Annotated in this window: 22 protein-coding genes; 10 read left to right on the top strand and 12 right to left on the bottom strand. The window is 71.4% G+C overall.

The window, feature by feature from the left end:
- The first annotated feature begins 50 nt into the window (after window positions 1–50).
- The 3 genes from ABZZ17_RS09260 to ABZZ17_RS09250 all read left to right on the top strand — a co-directional run bounded on the left by ABZZ17_RS09260 (window position 51) and on the right by ABZZ17_RS09250 (window position 2,883).
- Window positions 51–794: a class I SAM-dependent methyltransferase gene (locus tag ABZZ17_RS09260; protein ID WP_356873710.1), complete on the top strand. Its 744-nt coding sequence runs from the start codon at window positions 51–53 to the stop codon at window positions 792–794.
- Between the two features lie 400 nt (window positions 795–1,194).
- Window positions 1,195–2,559, top strand: coding sequence for a diacylglycerol kinase family protein (locus tag ABZZ17_RS09255; RefSeq protein WP_356873708.1), 1,365 nt, complete (start codon window positions 1,195–1,197; stop codon window positions 2,557–2,559).
- A gap of 87 nt (window positions 2,560–2,646) precedes the next feature.
- The gene (locus tag ABZZ17_RS09250) at window positions 2,647–2,883 is read left to right on the top strand and encodes an amphi-Trp domain-containing protein (RefSeq protein ID WP_356873706.1); all 237 of its coding nucleotides are present in this window, start codon (window positions 2,647–2,649) and stop codon (window positions 2,881–2,883) included.
- A 98-nt stretch (window positions 2,884–2,981) separates the two neighbouring features.
- Here the strand turns inward: ABZZ17_RS09250 and ABZZ17_RS09245 are convergent, their stop codons facing one another.
- The 3 genes from ABZZ17_RS09245 to ABZZ17_RS09235 form a co-directional block, all read right to left on the bottom strand.
- Window positions 2,982–4,592 carry an FAD-dependent oxidoreductase gene (locus tag ABZZ17_RS09245; protein ID WP_356873704.1) on the bottom strand — a complete coding sequence of 537 codons (1,611 nt, stop codon included), beginning with the start codon at window positions 4,590–4,592 and terminating at the stop codon, window positions 2,982–2,984.
- 127 nt (window positions 4,593–4,719) lie between these two features.
- Window positions 4,720–5,259: an EF-hand domain-containing protein gene (locus ABZZ17_RS09240; protein WP_356873702.1), complete on the bottom strand. Its 540-nt coding sequence runs from the start codon at window positions 5,257–5,259 to the stop codon at window positions 4,720–4,722.
- A gap of 145 nt (window positions 5,260–5,404) precedes the next feature.
- Window positions 5,405–6,049 (bottom strand): GAP family protein, encoded by a 645-nt coding sequence (locus ABZZ17_RS09235; protein WP_356873700.1) that lies wholly within the window; start codon window positions 6,047–6,049, stop codon window positions 5,405–5,407.
- A gap of 249 nt (window positions 6,050–6,298) precedes the next feature.
- Here ABZZ17_RS09235 and ABZZ17_RS09230 point away from each other — a divergent pair, with 249 nt between their 5' ends.
- Window positions 6,299–7,339, top strand: a complete 1,041-nt coding sequence (locus ABZZ17_RS09230) for a vWA domain-containing protein (protein ID WP_356873698.1) — start codon at window positions 6,299–6,301, stop codon at window positions 7,337–7,339.
- 204 nt (window positions 7,340–7,543) lie between these two features.
- Complete coding sequence (locus ABZZ17_RS09225) at window positions 7,544–7,876, top strand: carboxymuconolactone decarboxylase family protein (RefSeq protein ID WP_356873696.1); 333 nt, start codon at window positions 7,544–7,546, stop codon at window positions 7,874–7,876.
- Window positions 7,877–7,950: 74 nt separating this feature from the next.
- On the opposite strand, the gene ABZZ17_RS09220 is transcribed toward ABZZ17_RS09225, so the two are convergent.
- Together ABZZ17_RS09220 and ABZZ17_RS09215 are read right to left on the bottom strand one after the other, a co-directional pair.
- The gene (locus ABZZ17_RS09220; protein ID WP_356873694.1) at window positions 7,951–8,289 is read right to left on the bottom strand and encodes a hypothetical protein; all 339 of its coding nucleotides are present in this window, start codon (window positions 8,287–8,289) and stop codon (window positions 7,951–7,953) included.
- A 171-nt stretch (window positions 8,290–8,460) separates the two neighbouring features.
- Complete coding sequence (locus tag ABZZ17_RS09215) at window positions 8,461–8,976, bottom strand: hypothetical protein (protein WP_356873692.1); 516 nt, start codon at window positions 8,974–8,976, stop codon at window positions 8,461–8,463.
- A gap of 369 nt (window positions 8,977–9,345) precedes the next feature.
- On the opposite strand from ABZZ17_RS09215, the gene ABZZ17_RS09210 reads away from it, so the two are divergent.
- Entirely contained in the window at window positions 9,346–9,741 is a 396-nt protein-coding gene (locus ABZZ17_RS09210) for an STAS domain-containing protein (protein WP_356873910.1), read from the top strand.
- A 374-nt stretch (window positions 9,742–10,115) separates the two neighbouring features.
- The gene (locus ABZZ17_RS09205) at window positions 10,116–10,760 is read left to right on the top strand and encodes a LysE family translocator (RefSeq protein ID WP_356873690.1); all 645 of its coding nucleotides are present in this window, start codon (window positions 10,116–10,118) and stop codon (window positions 10,758–10,760) included.
- Between the two features lie 80 nt (window positions 10,761–10,840).
- Here the strand turns inward: ABZZ17_RS09205 and ABZZ17_RS09200 are convergent, their stop codons facing one another.
- Window positions 10,841–12,226, bottom strand: coding sequence for a hypothetical protein (locus ABZZ17_RS09200; protein WP_356873688.1), 1,386 nt, complete (start codon window positions 12,224–12,226; stop codon window positions 10,841–10,843).
- A 104-nt stretch (window positions 12,227–12,330) separates the two neighbouring features.
- Here ABZZ17_RS09200 and ABZZ17_RS09195 point away from each other — a divergent pair, with 104 nt between their 5' ends.
- Both ABZZ17_RS09195 and ABZZ17_RS09190 read left to right on the top strand, forming a co-directional pair.
- Entirely contained in the window at window positions 12,331–13,074 is a 744-nt protein-coding gene (locus ABZZ17_RS09195; protein ID WP_356873686.1) for a DUF4913 domain-containing protein, read from the top strand.
- Window positions 13,075–13,150: 76 nt separating this feature from the next.
- Window positions 13,151–14,344: a hypothetical protein gene (locus ABZZ17_RS09190; protein WP_356873684.1), complete on the top strand. Its 1,194-nt coding sequence runs from the start codon at window positions 13,151–13,153 to the stop codon at window positions 14,342–14,344.
- Between the two features lie 25 nt (window positions 14,345–14,369).
- Here ABZZ17_RS09190 and ABZZ17_RS09185 read toward each other — a convergent pair whose 3' ends face one another.
- A complete protein-coding gene (locus tag ABZZ17_RS09185; protein WP_356873682.1) occupies window positions 14,370–15,398 on the bottom strand; it encodes a hypothetical protein in 1,029 nt (342 codons plus the stop codon).
- A gap of 166 nt (window positions 15,399–15,564) precedes the next feature.
- Here ABZZ17_RS09185 and ABZZ17_RS09180 point away from each other — a divergent pair, with 166 nt between their 5' ends.
- Entirely contained in the window at window positions 15,565–16,599 is a 1,035-nt protein-coding gene (locus ABZZ17_RS09180; protein ID WP_356873680.1) for a hypothetical protein, read from the top strand.
- A 55-nt stretch (window positions 16,600–16,654) separates the two neighbouring features.
- Here ABZZ17_RS09180 and ABZZ17_RS09175 read toward each other — a convergent pair whose 3' ends face one another.
- The 5 genes from ABZZ17_RS09175 to ABZZ17_RS09155 form a co-directional block, all read right to left on the bottom strand.
- Window positions 16,655–17,314, bottom strand: coding sequence for a DUF5825 family protein (locus ABZZ17_RS09175; protein ID WP_356873678.1), 660 nt, complete (start codon window positions 17,312–17,314; stop codon window positions 16,655–16,657).
- Window positions 17,315–17,349: 35 nt separating this feature from the next.
- Entirely contained in the window at window positions 17,350–19,251 is a 1,902-nt protein-coding gene (locus tag ABZZ17_RS09170) for a RiPP maturation radical SAM C-methyltransferase (protein WP_356873676.1), read from the bottom strand.
- Window positions 19,252–19,460: 209 nt separating this feature from the next.
- Window positions 19,461–21,362 carry a prolyl oligopeptidase family serine peptidase gene (locus ABZZ17_RS09165; protein WP_356873674.1) on the bottom strand — a complete coding sequence of 634 codons (1,902 nt, stop codon included), beginning with the start codon at window positions 21,360–21,362 and terminating at the stop codon, window positions 19,461–19,463.
- Window positions 21,359–22,609 (bottom strand): MFS transporter, encoded by a 1,251-nt coding sequence (locus ABZZ17_RS09160; protein ID WP_356873672.1) that lies wholly within the window; start codon window positions 22,607–22,609, stop codon window positions 21,359–21,361. Before ABZZ17_RS09160 ends, ABZZ17_RS09165 begins: the two co-directional genes overlap by 4 nt.
- A gap of 368 nt (window positions 22,610–22,977) precedes the next feature.
- Entirely contained in the window at window positions 22,978–24,132 is a 1,155-nt protein-coding gene (locus ABZZ17_RS09155; RefSeq protein WP_356873670.1) for an oxygenase MpaB family protein, read from the bottom strand.
- Between the last annotated feature and the right edge of the window lie 194 nt (window positions 24,133–24,326).

Genomic DNA, 24,326 nt, shown 5'->3' with positions numbered 1-24,326 from the left:
CGGGCGGCCGGGGCCGATGACATGGTGCAACGAACGGGGAGGACGGCACGATGAGTGCGCAGCAGCAGTACGACGAGATCGGCGAGGCTTACGAGGGGTTCAAGGCCCTGCCCCTGGAGCAGTACGCGGTGGTGCCCGGCTTCCTGTCCCTGGTCGGGGACGTGACCGGCAAGTCGGTCCTCGACCTGGCATCCGGCACCGGCTTCTACAGCCGGGAGTTCAAGCGGCGCGGCGCCGCCGACGTCCTCGGGATCGACATCTCCGGCGAGATGGTCGCCGTGGCGCAGAAGCTGGAGGAGCAGAGTCCGCTGGGCGTGCGGTACGAGGTGGGCGACGTGTCGGAACTGCGGACCTTCGAGCAGCCCTTCGACGTGGGCCTGGCCGTCCAGCTGCTCAACTACGCGCCGGACATCGCCACCACCGAGCTGATGTGCCGCCGCATCCACCGGAGCCTGAAGCCCGGCGCCGAACTGTTCCTGCTCAACCAGTCGCCCGACTTCCGCTTCGACGGGCCGTCCCCGGAGAGGTACGGCTTCCGCAGCGAGCTCACCGGGGAGGAAGGCGAGACCGGGCCGCGGGTCCGGACCACGGCACTGCTCGACCCGCCGGTGTCGTTCGTCGCCAACCGCCCGCGCCGCGACGTCTACGAGAAGTGCCTGGAGGCGGCCGGATTCAGCGAGCTGACCTGGGTTCCGGTCGAGGTGTCCGAGGCCGGCGTACGCGCGTTCGGCGCGGACCACTGGGCCGACCTCTACGCCAACCCCCCGCTGGAAATGCTGCGCTGCCGCGCCTGACGGCGTCGGCGGCCCGCGCCTCCTGACCGCCCCGGCCATGGGGTCAGGGGGCGCGGGCGCGCACCCCGGCCGGGCCGGCTCCGGTCAGGGTTCGGGGTGGGGCTCGCCGGCCAGCCGCGCGCGCAGCCGGCGGGCCGTGTCCGCGGCCTGCAGACCGCAATGCTCCTCTGCGGCACGGCATTTGTCGCCCGGATCGTCGGATCTCCGAAGCTGAGCCATCCGGTGGATTCCCGGTGGCTCGTGGTCCGGCACAGGGGACGGCGCAGGGGCGGTGGCACACTGGGCGAGTGGCGCCGGTAGCGCCGCCGCACGATGCGCACCGCCGCGCCGGGCCGTACGGGGACCGCAACCGGTGCCGGCGACAGCTCGTGGTGAGGACCGGCCAGAGGGCGTGAGGACGATGTCACCGTCGCATCCAGCCGGCTCGGCTCCCCGCGCCAGACTGCTGGCCCGGCTGGCATTGCTCTGCGCGCTGGGGGCGGTGGTGGCGCTTGCCGCCGCCGCCGGCCGGGGCGGTCTGCTCGTCCTCACGGTCGGGGCGGCCGGCGCGGTGCTCACCGCCGCGGGTACGTGGTGGGTCCTGGCCCATCACGGGGCGGTACGGGTGGCCGGAGCGCTGCTCGTGGTGGGCGCGCCGGTGGCCATCCTGGTCACGTACGCTCTGGCCGATCTGTGGCCCGTGGCGCTGACCGCCATCGCGCTGTGGGGTGCCGCCGTGGTGTGCGCGGGATCGGCGCTGCGCGCGGTACGGAAACCCGACGCCATGCCGGCGGTCGCCGGTCCCCTCCCCCGGCATCCGGTGCTGATCATGAACCCGAAGTCCGGCGGCGGCAAGGTCGGCCGTTTCGGCCTGGTCGAGAAGGCCGAGGCGCTGGGCGCCCGGGTCGTGCTGCTGGACACGACGGTCACGACGGATGTCGCCGCGCTCGCCCGTCGGGCGGTGGCCGAGGGCGCGGACCTGCTCGGGGTGGCGGGGGGCGACGGGACCCAGGCCCGGGTGGCCGAGGTGGCGGCCGACCACGACCTGCCGTTCCTCGTGGTCTCCGCGGGCACCAGGAACCACTTCGCCAGGGATCTCGGTCTGGACCGCGACGACCCGGCCCGGTGTCTGGAAGCGCTGGCCGACGGGGAGGAGCTCCGGGTCGACCTGGGCGTCGTGGGCGGTCACGCCTTCGTCAACACGGCCTCGTTCGGCGTCTACGCGGAGGTCGTGCAGCGCCCGGACTACCGGGACGCCAAGGCGGACACGGCACTGGACGCGATGCCCGACCTGCTGCTCGGTTTCACCGGTCACAGGCTCGACGCGGTGACGGACGATGCGCGGCTGGAGTCCCAGCAGGCGCTGCTGGTCAGCAACAACCCGTATGCCACCCCCGAGCCGATGGCCGCGGGCGGCCGGAGGTCCCGGCTCGACCGCGGAGTACTGGGGGTCCTCGGGATCCGGGTGGACAACGCGGCCCAGGCGACCGACGTCGCGCTCCGGGGTGCCAGGTCGGCCGGGCTCCAGGTGCTGGCCTCCCGGCGGATCAGCATCAGCTCGGGCACGGAGAGCATTCCGGTCGCCGTCGACGGAGAGGCCCTGACCATGCCGGTGCCAGTCGTCTGCACCGTCCGCCCGGGCGCGTTGCGCGTCCGCGTGCCCCGGGATCGCCCCGGGTCCCCGGTGTCGCTGCCGCCCGTGCAGTGGCGTGAGGTCGTCGGCCTGGCCTTCAGCCGGCCGCGACCGGCGGCGCAGGAGCGGCCGGGCGGGGTGGGTGCCCGGTGACGCGGGCGCACGTGCCCGGCCTGCCGCGCGGCCTCACAATGAGACTCACCAGGTGTTCGCGCTGTTCGTAGCGGATTGGAGACATCCGTGAAGGACCTCAAGTTTGAGCAGAAGAGATCCCTGTCCCGTCTCGAGGCGGCCGATCAGCTCTCCGCGCTCGCGGAGGCGCTCCGGCACCGCGGCACGGCCGAGCTGGAGCTCGGACCCGGGACGCTGACCCTGCGGATCCCGGACGAGATCCACACCGAGGTCGAGGTAGAGGTGGAGGACGGGGAGATCGAGCTGGAGATCGAACTCAAGTGGCCGACCGCGCGGGCCTCCTGATCCGCGTGGCAAGCGGGTCACCGTCCACGCGTACCGGAGAACGCGTGGACGGCCTTGGCGGCCCAGGCAGGATGACGCCCTGAACCGGTCGGTTTCCGTCAGAAGCCGCAGACGGCTCGCGCGTCCCGGAAGCGCTCGGGATGCCGCCGCCTGTACTCGACCAGGCACTGGGCCACGGCGGCCCCTTCGCCCACGGCCGCGCCGACCCGCTTGACGGAACCGGAGCGCACGTCGCCCACCGCGAACACGCCGGGCACGCTGGTCTCCATCGGCAGCGCGTCAGGGCCGGCCCCGCCGGTTCCGGTCAGGACGTACCCGCGGTCGTCGAGTTGTAGCGCCCCGCCCAGCCAGTCGGTCGACGGGTGACCGCCGATCAGGACGTACAGGCTGTGCGCGGACACGGTTCGCTCCCCACCGTCGCGGGACCGCAGCCCGAGCCCCGTGAGAGCGGTCCCGCCGAGACACTCGGTCACCTCGGTGCCCAACAGGACGCGCAGGCCGGGGGTCCGCTCGATGCGCTGCACCAGGTAGCTCGACATCGAGGCGCCGAGGTCGGTGCCCCGTACCAGCAGGGTGACGGAGCGGGCGTAGCGCGCGAAGTAGAGGGCGGCCTGCCCGGCGGAGTTCCCCGCGCCGACCATGTACACGTCCTCCCCCACGGTTGAGGGGGCGTCGGACAGGCACGAACCGTAGTAGACGCCGGAGTTGAGCAGTCGGTCGACGCCGGGAGCCTTCAGGCGGTTCCAGTCCACACCTGTGGCGACGACCACCGCGGCCGCCGTCACCGAGGCCGTCTCGTCCGTTCCGGCCTTGACGAACTCAACGGTGTGATCACCCGTGGCGGTCGGGGTGACCCGGCTGGCCACCCGGGTGGGCTGCCACTCGACGCGTGCCCTGCGGGCCTGTTGCAGGGCGCGCTGGGCGAGGTCACCGCCCGTGAGTCCCACGGGGAAGCCCAGGTAGTTCTCGATCCGTGAGGTCGATCCCGCCTGCCCGCCGGGCGCGTCGTCCTCGATCACGACGACGCTCATGCCCTCCGCGGCGGCGTACACCGCGGCGGACAGGCCGCCGGGGCCACCGCCGATCACCGCGACGTCGTAGTGCGTCTGTTCGGCCGGCCTGATGAGTCCGAGCCGCTCGGCCAGCTCGCTGACCGACGGATTCACCATCTCGGTGCCGTCGCCGAGGCGGACGGTCACCGGGGCCTCCCGCACGTCCTCCTCCTCGCGGAGCCAGCGGAAGATCACGCCGCTGCGGCCGAGGAAGTCGCGCACCGCGTAGGCGGCGGGTGAGGAGCGGCTGCCGCGCACCTCGGCGGTGGGCAGATCGCCCTGGCAGTCGGCGTTCCACGTGCACAGGGAATCGTCGAGCGCGCCCCTGAGCCCGGCGGGGTCCCCGGCCGGGGTCCCGTCGCCCCCTGCGCCTGCGGCAAGGGCGTCGGGTACGGAGCCGGAGTGTCCGGCCGGCGACAGCCAGCGCACGCCGGGGTGCCCGGCACCGAGGTCGGGGGCTTCATCGGCGAGCACGGCCGCGACGGGTACCTTCCGGTCGGCCAGCGACCTCAGCGCGCGGACCACTTCCGCGGGCCCAGAGGCCTGCAGTACGCGGAAGGAAGTGCGGTACCAGCTCTGCACCAGCTTGGCCGTCTCGTGCCGGCGGAGCGGATCGGAGTCGGAGACGACGATCACCGGCAGTGCGGCATCGGCCATCACGAGGTCCTCCAGTAGGTCTTGAGAGATTGGCTTCCGCTTCCAGTCAACGAGCGGGGAACCGATACGAACCGGCTCCGGGGAAGCCACCGCGGGCGGGGGCGCGGGAGCACCCCCGCCGCACCTCTCAGAGCCGGCCGAAGAACTGGTTGCCGCGGGCCGTGTGGTTCTCGCTCGTGTAGTACTCCTTCATCGCGGAGCTGATCTCGTCACGGCTCAACTGCCCGTCCCCGTCGACGTCCAGCCGGTTGAACGCCTCGTCACAGGTCTCGCGGGGCAGGCGGAACATGCCGTGGAGCAGGGAGGTGTACTCCTCGCGGCTCAGCATGCCGTCGCCGTCGCGGTCGCCGAGCTCGGTCCAGGCGTTGCTCATGTTCCGGAGCCGCTCCCAGATCCTGTTCTGGTCCGTGACGATCCGCGCCCGGAACGACGTCCGGAACTCCTGTCGGTCGACGCCGCCGTCGCCGTTCCGGTCCATCCGCTGGAAGACGGTGTCCCAGAGGTCCGCCAGCGAGCCCCGGAGTCCTTCCACGGCGTCCGGGGCGAGACCGAGCGACTCGGCGAGCTTGTCCGAGAGGGCGGTGACGTCCGACTTCTCCAGCCGCCCGTCGCCGTCCGAGTCGAAGACATCGAACGACCGGTCCAGCTTGATGTCCAGAACGCTCACGACAACATCCCCTTCACTCCATGTAGTCGCCCCGCTACAGCGCGGGGCAGCTCAGGAAACCACACGCCCCGGCCATGACGCACTCAAGGAACGGGCCGACTGGGCGTTCCGGGTGACGTAGGCCCGCCCCTGAACCGGACGTACGTCAGGCGACCAGCTCGTAGACGGCCCGGGCCGTCAGCCACAGGCCGACGAACAGGGAGAGCCCGACCACCAGCTGTTCCTGGTGCCGCTCGAGCCAGGTCCGCAAGGCGTTCAGCCTGGCGCCCGAGGCCTCCGGTGCCCGGACGGTGTACATCTCCATGACGATCAGGCCGAGCGTGGCCAGCAGGCAATAGCCGGTCAGGGCGACCCAGGCGCCGATGGAGGAGAGGTCCGCGGCGACGACGGTGGCGGCGCCGGCGCCGACCAACGCCCACGGCTGCAACAGCCAGGCCAGCCCGGCGGCCGTGGCCAGGGAGGCTCCGTCCACCCGGGCGGTCCAGTGCGGCGGCCCGTGCGGGCGCGGGGGCCGGCGGTGCCGGTGCAGGCCGTACAGCACCAGCCCCACGCCGATGGCGAGTTTCACCCAGGACACGGCGGTGGACGGGGTGCTGTGGTGAGCCGGCGGCTCACCGCCGGTCAGCAGCAGGACGCACGCGATGACCACGACCAGGTTGGCGAGCCACGACAGCAGGAACGCCAGGCCCTTCCGGACTCCGCGCCGCGAGGAGAGCAGCAGGATGAAGGCGCTGTTGTGCAGGGGGCCCAGGGTGATGGCCGTACCGATGACGACGAGGTCGAGAACCATCGGCGCGGTCACTCCCGGAGGTCGGGGCCGTCCGCCGCCGTGGAACGGGGGCCGGCTGAAGGGGGTCGGGCGGCGCTGTCACGGCTCCGCATCCCGACTCTGCGGGTGCCGGCCCGACCGGTCAAGGAGGCCACGCGCACGTCCCCGAACGCCGCATCCCGGAGGGGCGGGCCGGTCGTCCGGACAAGATCGATTGTCAGTGGTGGATGGCAGGATCGAAGTATCGAGTCGGAAAGAGGGGGAGCTTCCATGTCCGGAATGCAGAACTACATCAATCACGTCGCTCTCGTGCTGGATGCCAGTTCGTCCATGTCGCACCTGAGCGGCAAGGTGGTCGAAGTCGCCGACCAGCAGATCGCCTATCTGGCCCGCCGGTCGCAGGAACTGGACCAGGAGACCCGTGTCACGGTGTACGTCTTCGCTGACAAGGTGGAGTGCGTCATCTACGACAAGGACGTGCTGCGCATGCCGTCGTTGAAGCAGCTGTACCGGACCGGGGGAATGACGGCCCTGCTGGCGGCCACGCTGAAGTCCCAGCGAGAGCTGGCCCAGACGGCCCAGCTGTACGGCGACCACAGCTTCCTCACCTTCGTGCTGACCGACGGTCAGGAGAACGCGAGTCACCGCTGCCCGGACGCGCCCGCCAAGACCCCTCGCGCACTGGTGCAGGCCGTCGCCAAGATGATCGAGACGCAGCAGGACAACTGGACGCTGGCCGTCCTCGTGCCGGACCAGATGGGCAAGCGCGAGGCCATGCAGTGCGGCTTCCCGAAGGACAACATCGCCGTGTGGGACGCCACGAGCACACACGGTCTGGAGGAGGCCGGGCAGGTCATCCTGAAGGCGACCGAAAGCTTCATGGTGGGCCGCACCAAGGGCATTCGGGGATCGAAGGCGGTGTTCTCCGTCGGTGCGGAAAAGGTCAACAAGAAGAGCATCGAGGCAGCCGGTCTCACTCCGGCCGATCCGTCGGGGTACCAGCTGGTTCCCGTGACCCGGGCGGCGGCGATCCGGGAATGGGTCATCGAGGCCGGGCACGATTACCGGACGGGTTGCGCTTTCTACCAGCTGAGCAAGTCGGAAAGCATCCAGCCGCGAAAGCAGATCGCGGTGCTGGAGAAGAAGACGGACCAGATCTACACGGGGCCGGAGGCGCGGGCCCTGCTCGGTCTGCCGGACACGGAAGTCCGCGTCAAGCCGGACCACAACGACGACTTCACGATCTTCGTGCAGAGCACCAGTGTCAACCGGAAGCTGGTGGCGAGCACGCGGCTGCTGGTGATGGTCTGACCCGTCAGAGCCGGCAGTGGTTCGGTTGCCGGGGGCGGGCGGGCACACGGCGCGGGGGGGTGGATGCCCTGCCATGCGGGGTACCCACGGCGGATCTACGGTGGGAGGGAGGCCCCGGCGCTCGCGGACGCCCGATGCTCCCGCCGTGAACCCACTCGGCCCTGCGTCGGAGCACACGGGAAAGCACACGGGAAGGCAAATGGAATGGCCACCGCATCAGAAACCCCAGTCCTGGACACCCTCGCCGCCATGACCGTCGACTCGATCGAACGGTGCGGGCTGGCCCCGGACATGCTCATGCTCACGCGGATCGCGGCCCTCGCCGCGTCGGACGCTCCGCCGATCTCGTACCTGGCCCACATCGACCCCGCCATCAGGACGGGCGTGACCGTCGAGCAGCTCCAGGACGTCCTGGTCGCCATCGCCCCCATCGTGGGCACCGCCCGCGTCATGACGGCGGCGGGCAACCTCACCTCGGCCCTCGGGATAGCCATCGCTGTCGCCGACGCCGAGACCGAGGCCCAAGCCCGGCACTGAGAGCGGCCACCAGCCGGCCTCGGCGCCCGGCGCGGCCGACGACGAGCGCGCTGCCGAGGGTCAGGGTGCGGCGTTCACGACTGGTCCCAGGCATCGACGGTCAGCATCTGGTCGTCGCGGCAGGCCGCCATCCGCTCGGGGTGCATCCAGGAGGAGTGGATGGTGCTGCCGCCCGCCGGGGGCCCGTCGGCGAGCAGGGGCAGCACGTCTGCGGCACGGATGACGTAGCGGCAGGGGTAGCCGCCGCCCAGCAGTTCCTCGGCCTTGCCCGACCGCTGTAGCTCTGAGACCCAGTTGAGTCCGCCGATGCCGACGGACCACGAGGCGAGGATGGAATCCTCGCGGCTGTGTATGACGTTCAGGTCCCTCTCCTGCGGAGTCTGGGTCGAAACGGTGATGTTCCATCCGAGCATGCGCCAAGCCCCTGCCTTTCCGGTGCTGTTCGTCGCATCTTGGCACCTTCTCCGCGCTGTGGGAGGCGGATTTCCGCCCGGCCTTCACCGGGAGTGGACGGCCGCAGGCCCTCCAGCAGATCGCGAAGGATCTGCTGGAGGGCCTCCGGCCGTGCGGTTGAGGGTGGAGGACTAGTCGTCGGGGAACGGAAGGGGGAACGGGTCGGGGATCACGCCGATCAGCACGACCGAGCCGTTGATCTGAGCGACTTCACCGATCGCGTCCCCTTCGGCGTAAATGAACGCGAGCAGCGGAACGAACATCGCCTCGAGTTCCGGGAAATCCTCTACGGCGTCGCCCAGAACCTTTTCCAGAGCCGAGGCCGCACTCGTCACCATGGTGACCGCGTAGGGATTCAGATGAATCTTGTACCCGAGGTCCAGGAATCCGTAGAGCTCGCACCAGATGCTCGGGCCGCTCTCGTCGCGGGACTGCGGAGCGGAGGCGCGCAGCTTCGCCAGGATCTCTTCGTCCGCGACCACGGCGGGCCGCGCCCTCGCCTCCAAGGCCTGCCGCGCTGACGCCTCCAGATCGAGCCCCGAGCCGAGGCTGCCGCTCTCCTCCCGCTTACGGGCGAAGACTTCCTGGATCTTCTGGACTCTCGCCTGAACCTGTTCCTTGTCGACTTCTCCTAGGCCTTCGGACACGATTATCCGCCCTCCCGTATGGTCCGCCGATGGGCGAGGTCCATTCAGCCCGAAAGGCCCCTGGCTGTCCACAGCTCGATCCGGCCAAATTCTTCATGCCCGGAGCCGGTGCGCCCGCCATCTGATTCCGGGTCGAAGAATCGTGACCGGCGTGACGGGAGATGTCAGAATCATTGTTGTGGAGCCTCTGAATTGCAGGCGATCTCCGCATGTTCGAGCGCGAGTTCGAGAATCGGGTGTCCCCGCCGCGGTCAAGCCGACAGCGGTCCGCCAGCGCGTCCCGTACCGGTCCTGCCGGGCAGCACGCCAAGATGATGGCCCCCGGCGGGCACCGGCTTCCGGGTGACGGGAGGCACCGCATTGAACACTGTGGACGTCCAACACCGCGACAGCACCCTCTGGGTCGGCGTCGACGGAAAACTCGACGCGGACACGGGCGCCGCACTCGGGCGCGTGGTGGACGAGGTGGTCACCGCCCATGAGCGGGTCCTCACGGTCGATCTGCACCACGTGGTCCTCATGGACCGTGAGGGGCTGCTGCACCTGCTGGACCTGCACCGGCGGGCGGAAGCCTGGGGGCTGCGGGTCCTGGTCGTGGGCTGGCAGCCCCAGCCCCAGCAGCTCATGGCCGACATCGCCGGAATCCGCGGCACCCGATCGGCGACGGGGGAACGGTACGCGCTCCCCGGGTTCCGCCGGCTCGTCGAAGAGCGTGTGCACCAGGCCCGGGCCCTCACCGACTCCGACTGGCCGCCCCGTTCCTGAACGGCGCAGTGGTGTTCTGCGAGGAGACGCGCGAGCTGTTGGACCCGTACCGGTCCGTGGACATCCGCGGAACGTCGAACGGGTCGAGGACCGGGAGGAGTCGCTGCCGCGCAAGCCCTCTCAGAAGTACCTCGGCGAGGACCCGCCGGCCGAGCCGAGGGGGTTCCCTTCGGCGTCAAGGCCGTTCGACTGCCTTCAGGTTGAAGCAGTCGGCGGGCCGGGAGCGGGGCCGGGAGCTCATGAAGAGCCCGAGGGGCGGGGCCGTATGCTGCTGCGGGCGCGGCAGGCTCGGCTGATGCCTCGCACCCGCGCTTCGCCGCCGGGTGACCCCCCTTCCACATCAGGTACCCGACGAACGGCCTGGAGGCTGACCGATGATCGCTCTGACCGCAGTCGGAGGAGTGGCCCTCATCGAACTGGGCATGGCGCTGACTCCGGGCCCGAACATGATCCACCTCGCCTCCCGCGCCATCACGCAAGGACGCAGGGCCGGACTGGTGAGCCTCAGTGGGACCGCCGTGGGATTCGTGTGCTACCTGCTGGCGGCGGCCGCGGGCCTGTCCGCGTTGTTCGCCGCCGTGCCGCTGGCCTTCACGGTGGTCAAGCTCGCCGGGGCCGCCTACCTGGCCTACCTCGCCTGGGGCATGCTCAGGCCGGGCGGCCGCTCGCCCTTCGCACCGGCCCAAGACCTGCCTCCGGTCTCCGACGCCCGCCTGTTCTCGATGGGGCTGCTGACCAACCTGCTCAACCCGAAGATCGCTCTCATGTATGCCGCCCTGCTGCCCCAGTTCCTGGACCCGCAGGCAGGTCCGGCCTGGGCGCAGCTCCTCCAGCTCGGTGCCGTGCAGATCGTCGTGGGGATCTGCGTGAACGCCCTGATCATGCTCAGTGCCGCGCGCGTGTCGGGTTTCCTGGCCGCCCGGCCCCGCGCCATGACCGCCCAGCGGTTCACGGCGGGCGGACTGCTCGGCGTCTTCGCGCTCCGCACCGCCCTGACCCGCAGCGCCGTCTCCGCCTGAGGCGGGCCCGCGCCACCGAGGCCTCGCCCCTGCCCTGATCCGACGGCGCGGCCACGCCGCGCCGCGATCCGGCCCAGCGGTCAGACGGACGGCACCCAGCGTTCGGGCACCGTTTCGGTCTCCCGTACCGCGCCCTGCCGGCGGGCAGCCGCCAGCCGGGCGCCCTGTTGCGCGACCGGCGCCAGGTCGGTGGGGGTGCATCCCGATTCCGGCGGCACGGCACGTTGACCCATCAGTTCGACCCGGCGGGCCTGCTCTTCCGGGAACACGTCGGCGGGCAGGAACCACGAGGCGGCGCCGGTGACGTCCACCTGGCGCAGCAGGCCCTCGGCGACGAAGTGCAGCCGGTAGCCGAGGTAGAGCAGGTCGGTGTCGAAGAGCAGGGTGCCGGTGACCTGTCCGTGGGCCTCCCGCGCCCAGCTCGCCAGCTTGCCCACGGCAAGCGGCAGTCGGCGGGCCCGGCCGATCGACGCCGCGTATCCGTCGGCCTCCACCCCGCCCTCGGTGAAGCGTCCCGTACCGGTGAGGGTGACGGGGCCGGGCTCGGCTCCGGTGCGGAACTCCAGGCGTCCGTCACCACCGCCGTCCGCGGTGTGGCGGCTCCACAGGCCGAAGTACCGTGCCGTGCTGAGCGCTGCCGTTTCGAAGGCTGCCGCGACCACGGTGACCCGGGCGGCCGGGTTACCGTTGAGGAGGGCCTCGGCGGTTGCCAGGGCGTGGTCCCCGCCGCCGGCCACGATCCAGCGGTCGGCGGTCGTCGCCGCGATCCGCCCGTACACCAGGGCGTCACCGAAGCAGAGCGGTCCGGCGGCGTGCTCGGTGACCCACAGGAAGGCGGCGAACGCTCGGATCGCCTCGATCGGCGCCGTTGACGCGGTCAGCAGCGCCGGGTTCATGCGGTCCAGCAACGCCAGCACGTCCGCCGGGCCGCCCCGCTGGTTGAGCAGGCCGACCAGTGCTCGCGCCGCCCCGCTCGCCACCGGACCCTGCCTGACCAGATCGGCCAGCAGGACACCCGCGGCCCAGTCGAAGGAGTGCAGCGCGGGGCCGGTGCCGGGCACGAGCTGTGCGGGCAGGCCCGGGGCGAGCGTCGGTATGCCCTCGACGTCGACGATGACCCGGTCGGCGGCCCCCGCGGGGTGGACGGCCGCGACCAGACGGCGTTCCTGGTCCACGGCCAGCTCAGCCGTGCCGTTGACCACCGGGCCGGAAGCCGCCAGCTGGTCCAGCCACATGCGGACCGCCATCGTCGGCACCCGCTCAGTGGGCGCGGCGTACGCGTAGGGGTCGAACCCGTAGGCGCTCAGGTGGCGCAGCTGATCGGGGGTGTGGCCGAGGTCGGGGAGAACGCCCCGGTGGAACACGCTGCCGCAGTCGTCGACCAGCACCGCCCCCGCCGGGCGGGCCAGGACGGCCGGCCCGCCTCCGATCATGATCTGCACAGCCTGATGGTTGCCGTCGCTCATGGCCGCTCCCCCGCGTCAGTGATCTTCTGCGCCAGGGTAGTCCGACGCACTGATGACCGCACCCTTTTATCGTCACTGAGACGATAATAAGTTATTCTCGGCTCATGAACGAAGCACCCGACGAGAACACCGGCTCCACGGACAGCTCAGCGGCCGAACACGCGCAGCGGGTGGCCGCCAAGGTCACCGCGGAGGCCGCGGGCGAGGAGTGGAAGCGGGATCACCACATGACTCTGACCTACTTCTTGGCCGGCGCGCGGTCGGCGTACGAGGAAGAGCACCACGCCCGCCGGCTGGACGACTGGAGGCAGCGGCTCGTCGACTGCCTGGAGGCGGACGCCTACGCCGAGGTCGCCGAACTGCAGGAGCAGTTGCAGGGCTGGATCCTGACGGAGCTCCGGAAGCGCGACACGGCCCTGGACGCGCTGCTGAGGGCGTACGCCCCGGCCAAGCCGCCGCGCGAGCCGCGTTCGGTCTTCCCCATGCCGGCCTCGGAAGTCCACGACGGCAAGGCCGAGTTCTACTTCGCCGACGTCTTCGACTTCGTCACCGGCTACCTGGCCCACACCATCCGCCGCCCGTTGGACGGTACGACCGCCACGTGGTGCCCGCGCTGGTGGGACCATTTCGAGGCGGGGGCCCGGCTGTCCGCACTCTGGCTGGCCTGGGAGCACCTGCGCCACGACCCGGCCCTCGGCATGACGACCTGGTGGATCCAGCACGCCGATCCGCACTTGCGCGTCCTGATGGACCCCCAGCAGGGGCCGTTCGCCGCCTGCTCGCCCGAGGGTCACACCCGGACACCGTTCGCACAGCTCCCGGTGGACCCGTACGACCCGTCCCAGTGACCCGACCCGGAGGAACCGGCCTGGACGGCGTCCCCGGCCGGGACTTCGGAGCCGTCCTCGTGGGCATCCTCGGACCATGGCCCTGAAAATATCGTGGCTGAACCACGCGATAGCCGATGCCGGTCTCATCACCGTCTACTGGTTCCCCGAGGGGGCCGGCGAGACCGGGGACGGCGTCCCGGGCGGGCTGGTCTCCTCGCGCTTTTCGCGCACCCGGGTGGTGGCGGCCGGCACACCGCAGGAGGTGACCGCCTGGAATGTTGCCGCCCTCACCTACCTGCGCGAACTCACCGAAGCCGTCGTCGAACTGGAGCAGGTCGAGGAGCGGGTCCGGCGCTGGCGCAGGCGGCTGGTGGGCCGGCGCTGGGCCGAGGCGACGTACAGGAAGGCCAAGGCGGCCTTCCTGGAACGGGTGGAGCCCGCGGCGGCCGCCTACCGGCCGGTGCGGGAGGCCGTGGAGCGGCGGATCGCCGACCAGGAGGCCCAGCGCGCCGAGGCGGGCCGACGGGCCTTCCGGGAACAGGAGCGGCGGCGTGCGGAGGCCCGGGCCCGGTTCGAGGAGTGGGAGTGGCGCCAGGCCGCCGCGGACCGGCCGCTGCCCGGCGGGAGCACGCCGCGCGAGCTGGCGGCGCGGGGCGAGACACCGGAGTCCTGGCCCGCCGAGCTGCGGGAGACCGTCGGTGACGTCGACGCCTGGTGGCAGCGTGTCCGCGCCTCGGTCCGCAACGAGCGGGCACGCGAGGAGGCCGTGCGCAAGGTGACCGGGGTGATCACCGCGACCGCGGCGGCCCTGGAGGCGGCCGGCCGGCCCGGCATCATCACCGTGAAGGACAAGCCGTACGAGGTGCGCCACGGCTGGTGGGTGCACTTCACCTGGTCCGGCCTGCCGGACGCCACCTGGCTGAGGACACCGCCGGACATGCCGACGGGACACCTGTACGCAGGGCGGTGGCGCGACGGCTCGTACCACCCCGACCGGATCCTCCTCGTACGGAGGCCCTCCGGTGCCTACGCTCTGGCGGTCGTGACCAGCGAGAGCATCGCGAACGGACTCGCCACCCGGTACACGTGGTGGGAGCGGGAGATCGAACAGTTCGCGCAGGCGCTGGTCCCCGACGGACTCGTCCACTACACGGCCCACACCTTCGAGCCCGCGGTGCGCCTGCGCCTCACCGATCACGCCGACCCGGCCGTCTTCGTGCCGTACGCCGACGCGGTCGCACGCCGCGCGACCGCGGCCTTCCGGGCGGTGGCGGCCGGTCAGTCCTGACCTGCTCCGAGGCGACCCGTACCGCTCAGTCCTCCCAGTCCTCGTCGTCGCCGCCGCGCATCGTGCGCCATCCCTTGAGGTCTTCCAGCGCCTTCCGCGCCAACTGGGCGTACTGCACCGGGCACTCCCACAGCTCGCGGGCCGAGAGCTCCGCGGGCACGGGGGTGTCGGGGTGGTCCTGCGGCGCGTACAGGTGGACCACGGCGCTGAACCGGGACTGCACGGTGGAGTCGGCGGTGGACCAGGGGTGCTGGGGGTGCTCGCAGGAGGCGTCCAGGTCGACGGTGGCGAGCGCGGCGGCCAGGTCGCGCGCGTACGAGGGCGGCAGACCCTCGTACGTCTGGGCGATGCCCATCCACAGGCACAGGAACAGGCCGATCCGCTCCTCGTCCCGCACCTGCCCGGTGAGCCAGCGGCGGGCGGACCACAGGGCGACCGGGCCGGTGTTGTTCTCCCAGCTCCGGCTGATCGCCTCCTGCACGGCGACGAGGTCGAGGCTGCCGTCGTCCCGGACGAACCGCGCGTCCAGATGGGAGACGTCAATGCCGCCGAAGAGCTCCCGGTGCGCCTCGTGCAGGCAGCCCAGGGCCTCATCGGCGAGGTCCGCGAGGAACCCCTGGCAGTCGAACACCGCCAATTCCTCCGCGTCGAGACCGTACTCCTCGGCGAAGGCGGCCCGCCCCTCCTCGGTCAGCATGCTCACCCCCGCCTCGACCTGGTACTCCGAGTCCAGATCCGCGGGGTGGGCATCGGGCGGACAGGCGCAGGAGGCCCGGTCCAGCTGCGCACGGAGCCCGTCCAGGGCCTCTGTGTACGACGCGAACAGGGACTTGCTGAAGACCCGTGCGCCGACGTACCAGCAGGTGGCATGCAGGAGGATCGTGTACCCGGTCCGCTCCCGGCGGCCCTCCGGGGTGTCGCGGCCGAGCGCCTCCACCGCGTCGCCGGCGAGGACGGCGAGGGTCGATTCGGGATCCACGTAGGGGTAGTCGCAGACGATCCCGGACAGGTCCGAGATCAGTTCGCGGTGGTCAGCGGTCAGTATGGGCGTCACTTCAGTCACATCCGTAACCGACGATCGCGCAGTCCGACTGGTTCCCCCAGCGCGTGCGGTGCCCCGGGGCGCCGTCCGCGCACCGAAGCAGCGGGACAGGGCGGCCGGGTGCCGAACCCGTCGGCGGGGGCGGCCCGTTGTCAGTGGGCCCTTTTACAGTGGCGCCATGGAGATCACCAAGCGGACCCTTGCGGAGGCCTGGCAGCGGACGGCCGCGCGGCACACCCTGCTCGACGAGGTCGGGCTGCCGCCCGTGACGCTTTCGCACGACGAGCTGGAGGAGTGGGCCGAGCGCGCCGAGGGGACGGCGGACGACGGCCTGTGGCTGCTGCTGGACGAGGACGGCACGGTGCACGGCCGTCACGGCCCCTACCGGGAGGTCTTCGCCACCCGCGACCTCGAACAGGCGCTGTACCTGATCGCCGAGGCCGCGATACGCGGGCGCGGCGGCAGCCTCGAGGAGGTGGCCGGCGCGCTGGACCTGATCGATCCGGCGTGGGGCAGGCGCTTCCGCAGTGGTGGCCTGGACGACACGGGGACGGTCGAGGCCTGTGGGCGCGATCCGCTGGAGGGGCTCGCCTGGATGGCCGGGTCCTGGCGCGAGCAGGACCCGTACACGACGCTCGCCTTCTTCCGCGCGGCGCCCGGGCAGGTCATCGACCCCGAGCGGCTGGCCCTGCTGTACGGGGCCGATCCCGCGCAGGTCGCGGCCGGTACGCGCCTGAAGGACCTGAAGGCCGTGGACGGCGGCCGGGTCCACTGGGACCGCGCGTGGGAGAGCTGCTGCTTCGGGCAGGCGGGCGGGTGGACGTTCCTGCTGCACCACGACACGCCGCCGGGATCCTTCGCCGACAAGGAGGCGTACGCGGCCCTCGGGATCAAGGAGAGCGTGTGGCTGAGCGCGACCTCCGCGAAGGCGATCTACACCTTCGACTACGTGCGGGACGGCCGCCGCGTCAGCGACGACGACCATGGCATGCTGGAGCTGATCTGGTACGAGCGCGGCCGCGCCCCCTACCTCCGCGGTGGTGAACTGGACTTCCTCAACCGGGCCTTGCGCCGGGCCGAGCTGGACCACCCCGAACTGTCCAGCACGTTCGAGCTGTACTTCCACGCCTTGGAGGAGTCCCTCGGCCTGCGTCTGCCGCGCCGGGACTTCGCGGAGGGGGAGGTGCGGGCCGCCTACTGGGCGGGGGCGTAGCCCGGAGCGCGGCGAGAGGACGCCCGGGCGGCCCGACCGCTGGGCCGGCGCTCCGTCAGATCACCAGCGGGGCCTCCGACCAGCGGCGGACCCGGTACGGGCTCCACCACAGGTGGTCGCCGAGACGGAGGACCAGGGTCTCGCCCATGAGGTCGTCCAGGATCGGCCGTGGGATCGCGTCGGCGCGGGCGCCGTCGGTGAGGGCCTCGATGGCCTCGTGGTAGTCCGGTTCGTCGATGGTGAAGCGGCGCAGTTCGCCGTAGCGCCGGTCGCGGACCTGGATGAAGCCGGGGCCGTACCGGTAGACGCATTTGCAGATGTAGTACGCGTTGCGCCACGTGAGTGCCGTCGCGGCCGGGTCGGCGGTGCCGAGGACGGCGGTCGGCGGGTGGAGATGGCCGTAGTGGCGCCAGGCGTCGGGGTCCGGGCCGGTGTGGATCTGCCAGTCGACCGAGATGGCCAGGCTGGACAGGTCGCCCACGAAGCTGAGCGCCCGGACCGACCAGGCAGCGTCGGCGGTGTCCGTCACGTCGACCGGGCGGGGAAGCGTGACGTGCCGGGCCCCGGCGGCGAAGAGCCGTCGGGCGGCCTCGCCGCCGGGGAGGTCGATCTCGTAGCGGCCCAGGGACATGCTGGGCAGCGCGCCCACCTCGGGGTCGTAGTCACGCGAGGCGGTCACGGTGAAGGGCGGGGTGCCGGTGAGTGCTGGAGTCATCGTCGTCTCTCCGTCGGGCAGTCGTCTGGCAGGCGTCAGGCGGTCGTCGCGGCGAGTTCGCCGTCGCGGGCGGAGGTGTGCCGCATGAAGTCGATCCGCAGGAACTCCTCGTTGAGCGCGGGCGGCGCGATCTGCACGAACTGCCCGCTGTCCTCGAAGACCACCCCGAGCGCACGCCAGCGCGTCAGTACCTGCCGCAGGGCGTCCTCGCCCACGTGGTGGTCCTCGTGCAGCTTGCGGGCGGCCGCCTTCACCGTGTGCGGCTGGTCGAGCAGCCGGAACAGGGCCAGCTCGAACGGGTCGGTGAGTTCCAGGTGCGTCCAGTCGAAGGCCCGGCGCTTGCTGACCAGCACGATCCGGTCCTCCAGATCGCAGTGGGTGAGACGGCTGCCCGCGTAGTTGCGCTTCCAGTGCGAGATGCCTTCGTCGAGACGGTCGACGACGTCCTCGCCGATCCCTCGCGGCGGCACGTCGAAGACGTACGCCAGGTCGAACATCTCGGCGTCGGGAAGGTCGTAGGTGAGCCGGTACGGTTCGGCCGCGCGCAGTTCGGAGAAGCCGAGCCCGGGGTTGTTGAAGTAGGGGCTGAAGCGCTCGATCGCGATCCGCGAGGACGGGCCCACGGGCGGGTTGAGGTGTTCCAGCGCGGGCAGTTGGGCCACCACGTCGTCGTAGTCCTCGACGTCCTCGCCGGGGAAGCCGTGCAGGTAGTTCCAGGCGACCGAGAGGCCGACGGTGGCGGCGTCGCGGAGCATCCGGACGTTCTGGCCGCCGGTCACGCCCTTGTCCATGAGCGTCAGCACCCGGCTGTTGAGGCTCTCGATGCCCGGCTGGACGAATATCAGGCCCGCGTCGGCGAGGGTCTGGAGCTGCCCCCGCCGCATGTTGGACTTGATCTCGATGTGCATGCGCAGGTCGAACCCGCTGTCGATGATGCGCGGCAGCACCGTGTTCACGTACCCCATGTCCAGGATGTTGTCGACGACGTACATGTCCAGGACCCGGTGCTTGCGGGCCAGTTCGATGATCTCGTCGTAGAACACGTCCGGGCTCTTGCTGCGGAACTGCATGAACGAGCCGTTCAGCCCGCAGAAGGTGCAGTGGTGCTTCTCGCCCCACCAGCAGCCCCGCGCGCCCTCGACGACCAGCTTGGGCTCGACCCAGTGCCGCGCGTGGGAGGAGGCGAGGCGCTCGAAGTACCCGGCGTAGTCCGGCGGGAGGATCGAGGCGGGCGGCAGCGGTTTGGTGCTCATGGCGTTGACCACGGGGGCGCCGTCCGCGTCGCGCCAGCACAGTCCGGGTACCTCCGACAACGGCTCGCCGGCGTCCAACGCCCGCAGCAGCGCGGGGAAGGACACCTCGCCCTCGCCGCGCAGGACGTAGTCGACGAAGGGGAAGTTGCGGTGGACGGTCTCGCCCTGCTTGCCGTCGCAGTTGGCGCCGCCCATGGCGGTGATGATGTGCGGGGCGAGGCGCTTGACGTACTTGGCGGCCGCCAGGGCGGCCGTGTTCTGCTGGAACGTCGAGGTGAAACCGACCACGTCCGGGGCGAGTTCGACGATGCGCTCGGCGATGTACCGGACGAAATCGGGCGCGGTCACGTGCAGCGCCTTCGTCATCTCCATCCGGGTTCCACGGACCCGGCTGCTCATCGCTTCGGTGAACTCGGAAACGCGCCACTGGGGGTCGTCGTAAAGGGCGGAGGAGAAGACCCAGTCGCCGCAGCCGAGGAAATAGGAGCCGAGCGCGTAGTAAGAGTAGTCCTCCAGGGTGAATTCCGTGTTCTTGGTGATCCAGTCCACGTATTCGATATTGGCGTGGAGCACGTCCGCCGTTCCGTTCGGGACGCGCTCGTCGACGCTGCGCTTGAGAATTCCGAGAGCCAGCGACGGGAGATCGATCGGGGCCCAGGGCATGTTCACCAGGAGTACGCGCATGGCTGGCCTCTTCTCATGTGGTCCGGTGTGTTCCGGTGTGACAGGGGCCGGCCGCGCACGGGGTGCGGGGCCGGCCCCTTCGTGCTACTTCTCCTCGTCCTCCATCTCTTCCGCGGAGCGGAGGTAGACGACGACTCCGACGCCCGGCTTGCGGCTCTCCTCGTCGCCCTCGAGCGGGTCGCCGTGGATGATGTCCTTCTGCATGCTGTTCACCTCCTCCCCGGGTGCGGGGACGGCTCGGCCGGCGCGGGTGCCGAAGGCAGCCCGCGGCCGAGAAATCTGAGGGACCGCCGGATCACGGCCAGGTGGTCGGCGCCGTCGTAGCCGTCATGGCCGGAGTCCAGCCACATCAGCTCGTGGGCGACCCCGCCCGCGCGCAGCACGGCCAGGTACGCCTCGATCTGCTCCGGCGGGCACTTGGCGTCCCGCCGCGCGGCGACGACGAGCAGCGGGGAGCGGATCTCGGCCGCGTACGAGGACGGGGAGGCGCGGGCGTAGGCCTCGGGCACCTGGTCGGGGGTGCCGCCGAACAGCGCCGTGTCCAGCGCCTGGAGGGCGGGCGTGGAGTGCCGGAAGGCCGTCACGCAGTCGGCGAGCGGTTTGACGGCCACCCCCACGTTCCACAGGTCCGGGCGGGTTCCCATGGCCAGCAGGGTCAGGTAGCCGCCCCACGACGTGCCGCACAGGCCCACGGCCCCCTCGCGGCCGATGCCCCGCTCCAGCAGCTCGGCCCGGGCCCTCACCAGGTCGGCGACCTGGGTGTGGCCGACGCCCTCGGAGTAGGCGGAGCGCCAGCGCGGACCGTACCCGGTGGAGCCCCGGTAGTTGACGCGGGCCACGGCGTAACCGGACCCGACGAGGGCCTGCACCATCGGGTCGTAGGCGTCGCGGTCGTGGTCGGCCGGACCGCCGTGGACGAGGAAGACCAGCGGGTGCGGTGCGGGACGGTCGGCGGGTGTGGTGACGAAGGTGTGCACCGGGCCGTCGGGGCCGGGCGTCCACAGGTCCTGGCGGTGGCCGAACCGAGGGAGGCGCCACTGGCTCTGCCCGGGCAGCGGCGCACCCGACAGGGACAGCGCGCGCGGCACGTTCACCGCGTCGGTCCAGAGGTAGTGCACGTCGCCGTCGGCCGCCGGCGCCGCGTCGAGGATGCTGCCCTGCGGGGTGGGCACCGGCGTCAGTTCGCCGCGGTCCAGGTCGGCGGTGAACAGCCGACTGCGGCCGTGCCGGTCCTGCCGGAGCAGGACGCGCGCGGCGCCCGGGCCGGGGTACCAGCGGGCGGTCGTCTCGGTGTCGAACGAGCACCAGGGCAGCAGCTCCAGTCCGCGACCGGGGGCCCAGGTGCCGAGGTGGTAGCGGCCGGCGCGCTCGCGCATGACCAGCAGCAGGGTGCGGCCGGGCGTCGGGCCGGGCCCGGAGGACGGTGCGGGGCCGGGTAACGGTACGGGACCGGGCAGCCGCGTCGGGCCGGGTAACGGCACCGGACCCGGTAACGGCGCGGGCATGGGCGCGAAGCCGAGCGCCCAGGTGCGTTCCCTGGTGCCGGAGAGCACCGCGACGGTGGTCCCGTCCGGGGTCAGCAGCGTCACGGCGTGGGCGGAGTGGGCCGGTCCGGACACCGCCAGCAGCCCGCCGTCCGGCGCGAGGTCGCACAGCGTGCCGGAGTCGGTCGTGTGCAGGACGCAGGTGCCGGTGCCGCCGCGCCGCCCCGTGTGGATGCTGAGCCCCTCGGGGCTCCGGATGCCGACGGCCACAGCGCCCCCGGCCGTCAGCGCCAGCCCGGCGGGCCGCCCGTACGGCACTCCGGCCAGCGCCGTACGGTCCGGGCCGCCGTCGAAGGGCTGGGTGCGCCAGCCTCCGCTGCCGCCGCGGTCCTCGTCGAACCACCACACGGCCTCGTCCTCGTCGATGGCGCACAGGAGCGTGCCCTGGGGACGGTCCGTGAGCTGCCGGCCGACGCCGCTGGACCGGTCCCACGCGAAGATCTCGCACCGGCCGTCGGCGTCGCCGGTGTACACCATGCGGTCGGGCGTCCGGGGGCTGGTCACCGGCAGCACCGGCCGGTAGACGCCGTAGGTGCGCGTGGCGGACTTCTGCGCGGCGGGTGTCACGACGCCTCCCGGGCCACGAGTCCCGCCCTGCCGGTCGCGTACAGCGCCAGCCCGGCGAACGCGCCCGCGCAGCCCAGCGCGACCGTACGGCCCCCGTACGCCGCCACCAGGACCCCCGCCGCCACTGGCGCCAGCACCGCTACGCCCTGGCCGGCGGTGCCCAGCACCGTCCCCATCCTGGCCAGCAGCCGGTCGGGCGTGACCAGCACGGCCCGGGTCTGCAGCACGACCACCACGGACGGCACGATCAGCGACACCCCGCTCAGCAGGAGCCCGTAGGCCCAGGTCCGGGACGCGAAGGCGAGCCCGGCCGCCGTAGGCACCATGGCCCACGACGCGCCCGTCACGATCCGCGGGGCAGCGACCCGCCGTACCAGCCACGGAGCGGCGAGTGCGCCGAGCAGCCCGCCGACGCCCGCGAGGGTGAGGATGAGCCCGATCGAGGAGGGGCTGGCGCCCTGGGCGTGGGAGGCGAACACCGCGTGGAAGTACAGGGCGCCGAGCAGCGCGTTGATCCCGGCGGTCCACACCACGACGAAGCGCAGGAAGGGTTGCGCGCACACGAAGCGCAGCCCTTCGGCGAGGTCACGGGTGAACGAACCGGCGGGGCCCTCCCGCCCGGGCGTCAGGTCCGCGCGGATCGCCTTGCTCAGCACGGCCACGAGCAGGAACGACACCGCGTCCGCGAGCAGCGGCACCCAGCGGGCCAACTGGTAGAGCACGCCGCCCAGCGTCGGCCCGACGATCTGCACGGCCTGGTCCCGTGCCTGGAGGTACCCGATCGCCCGGGCGTACCCCTCGGGCGGCACCAGCCGCCGGATCGTCCCGGAGGCGGCGGCCCCGTAGGTGGCGCTGGCCGCCTGCTCGACCACGGCCGCGACGAGGACGTGGACGAGGACGACATGGCCGAGGGCCACGGTCACGAACACCGATCCCATGGCGCCGGCCGCGACCAGGGCCGCCGTGTACATCATGGGTTTGCGCGGCCACCGGTCGGCGAACACGCCCGCGACCGGTGAGACCACCAGGCCGCTGATCAGAGCCACCGTCGCGACGAGTCCGGCGAGCCCGGCCGAATATCCGGCGCCCAGCAGGATCAGCGGAAGAAAGAGGGAGGACGCGCAGGTGCCGAGACCGTCCACGGCGCCCGCGGTCCAGAAGAGCGCGAAATCCCTTATGCGGAAGGGAGATGCGGGCGCTTCTTCGGGTAACTCAGGGCCGGAAGGTCGTAATTCGACCTCGTCCATCAATGGTCCCGCCCGGCGGGGATTGCTGACGCGAACGCACCCACAATGCCCCCTGCAATAGGTGGACTTACGGCCGTTGAGGGTTGCGATCGTATCGAACGGAGACACCCGTCACAACACCTTGTTCGAATGGAATTCTTGATCAAGGAAAGGGGATTTCCGGGGTGCCGGGCGACTGATCTACGCGGGTGGCGAATCGGGCGGTGGCCGTGCGGGAGGGACAGGGCCGGCGGCGCGGGATACGGCTGCGGCCGCCCCTCCGGTCTCCCGGGAGTGCGTCCACCCGCGTCCCGGCCCTGTCATGCTCTCGGCGTCGTTGTCGCGCGCTTTCGTGCGTGTCGCGGCGGGTCCCGGAGGCCCCGGGGCGGTCAGCGGTTGTCGTGGAGTTCCTGGTGCATCTGGGGCTGGTCGTCCTGGTCGTGGGTGAGGGCGAACTTCTGGATCCCGTTGAAGGCCTTGGAGGCGATGCCGACGATCTCCTTGTAGGGGTTGACGCCGGTGGCCTTCTTGGCTCCGCCGCCGAGGAGGCCGCCTCCGATTCCGCTGACCAGGTCATGGCCGGCCGTGATCGGCTTGGCGGCCGCGTCCAGGACGCTCTTGGGCAGGCCGGCCATGTCCGCGTACTTGTCGGTCAACGCGTGGCGGACCATCGCGATGAACGCGTCGTGGGCGCCCGGCGGGTAGAACTTCTTGTAGAAGTCGACGGCCTGCCTGGTCATGAACACCCCGTCGTCGGTCTTCTTCCACTCCTCGTCGCGGACCTGGTTCCACAGGGTCTCGACCTGGCCGGGGTCCTTGGGCAGGAGCCACTTCTCGTGCGTGCCCAGGTAGTGGCTGACGTACTGCCAGGCGCACATGAAGCCCTTGGCGTCGTCCTTGGCCACGTCGATGCCCAGCCGCTCCATGGCCTGGATGATCTGGGTGGAGAAGACGCATGCGGCGCCGGTGGTGTACTTCTGCGAAACCGGCTCGCCCCACTTGGCGTAGTCCCACTCGCCGCTCTTCTTGTGGAGCTGGCGAACCGATGCGTGGACCAGGCGGACCTTGGTGACGTTCGCCGCGAGGGTGCCGTCGCGCATGGCGTTCCTGTCGCCCATGTCGAGGAAGAGGCGGGAGGACTGCGACAGGCGGCGGCCCGGGCCCTCGACGCCGCCGAGGCGGCCGGTGGAGCGGAGGGTGAAGGCGCCCGTCGGGGAGAGGTAGGTGCCGATGAGGCCGACCGTGCCCTGGAGCATGCTGACTTCGCCGTGGTGGTGGGCGAAGAAGCTCTCCGCGGCCTTGACGTCGGCTTCGGACCAGTCCGGCGGTGCGGCCGCGGCCTCCTTGAGGAACTCCGCCAGGCGTGGGGGAAGTTCGGAGAGGTCCTGGCCGGGCTTGAGGGTGCCGATGGTCCGGAACAGGGAGTTGACCCCGTCGATCTCCTTGTTGTCGATCAGGTCCGAGACCAACTGGTCGGCCTTCGGGTCTCCGACCTTGTTCGCGGCTTCCAGTTCGGAGGCGATGGTGGCTGGCGTCAGTCCCATGCCGGGACTCCTTACTCGGGGTTGGGTGAGGGTTCGCGGCCGTGGCGCACCGCGTCTGCCGGCGCGAGGGCGGCGGCCCGGCGACGAAGCCGGGCAGTGAGGATCGTTTCGGTCGGCAGTGCGGCGGGGGAACCCGCCCGGCCTGCGGGATCGTTTTCCCCTCACCCGAACGGCCCGGCTCCGTGAGCACGCCT

Origin of the sequence: Streptomyces sp. NPDC006512 (genome assembly GCF_040611935.1) — a bacterium.
In the GTDB taxonomy this organism is placed as follows: domain Bacteria; phylum Actinomycetota; class Actinomycetes; order Streptomycetales; family Streptomycetaceae; genus Streptomyces.
This window is presented reverse-complemented; position numbering and strand designations above follow the sequence as displayed.

Bases quoted from the DNA above. Each gene is read 5' to 3' on its own strand.
- ABZZ17_RS09260 (WP_356873710.1), top strand. From the start codon at position 51: ATGAGTGCGCAGCAGCAGTACGACGAGATCGGCGAGGCTTACGAGGGG.
- ABZZ17_RS09255 (WP_356873708.1), top strand. From the start codon at position 1,195: ATGTCACCGTCGCATCCAGCCGGCTCGGCTCCCCGCGCCAGACTGCTG.
- ABZZ17_RS09245 (WP_356873704.1), bottom strand. From the start codon at position 4,592: ATGGCCGATGCCGCACTGCCGGTGATCGTCGTCTCCGACTCCGATCCG.
- ABZZ17_RS09235 (WP_356873700.1), bottom strand. From the start codon at position 6,049: ATGGTTCTCGACCTCGTCGTCATCGGTACGGCCATCACCCTGGGCCCC.
- ABZZ17_RS09230 (WP_356873698.1), top strand. From the start codon at position 6,299: ATGTCCGGAATGCAGAACTACATCAATCACGTCGCTCTCGTGCTGGAT.
- ABZZ17_RS09225 (WP_356873696.1), top strand. From the start codon at position 7,544: ATGGCCACCGCATCAGAAACCCCAGTCCTGGACACCCTCGCCGCCATG.
- ABZZ17_RS09220 (WP_356873694.1), bottom strand. From the start codon at position 8,289: ATGCTCGGATGGAACATCACCGTTTCGACCCAGACTCCGCAGGAGAGG.
- ABZZ17_RS09205 (WP_356873690.1), top strand. From the start codon at position 10,116: ATGATCGCTCTGACCGCAGTCGGAGGAGTGGCCCTCATCGAACTGGGC.
- ABZZ17_RS09200 (WP_356873688.1), bottom strand. From the start codon at position 12,226: ATGAGCGACGGCAACCATCAGGCTGTGCAGATCATGATCGGAGGCGGG.
- ABZZ17_RS09195 (WP_356873686.1), top strand. From the start codon at position 12,331: ATGAACGAAGCACCCGACGAGAACACCGGCTCCACGGACAGCTCAGCG.
- ABZZ17_RS09190 (WP_356873684.1), top strand. From the start codon at position 13,151: ATGGCCCTGAAAATATCGTGGCTGAACCACGCGATAGCCGATGCCGGT.
- ABZZ17_RS09180 (WP_356873680.1), top strand. From the start codon at position 15,565: ATGGAGATCACCAAGCGGACCCTTGCGGAGGCCTGGCAGCGGACGGCC.
- ABZZ17_RS09175 (WP_356873678.1), bottom strand. From the start codon at position 17,314: ATGACTCCAGCACTCACCGGCACCCCGCCCTTCACCGTGACCGCCTCG.
- ABZZ17_RS09170 (WP_356873676.1), bottom strand. From the start codon at position 19,251: ATGCGCGTACTCCTGGTGAACATGCCCTGGGCCCCGATCGATCTCCCG.
- ABZZ17_RS09160 (WP_356873672.1), bottom strand. From the start codon at position 22,609: ATGGACGAGGTCGAATTACGACCTTCCGGCCCTGAGTTACCCGAAGAA.
- ABZZ17_RS09155 (WP_356873670.1), bottom strand. From the start codon at position 24,132: ATGGGACTGACGCCAGCCACCATCGCCTCCGAACTGGAAGCCGCGAAC.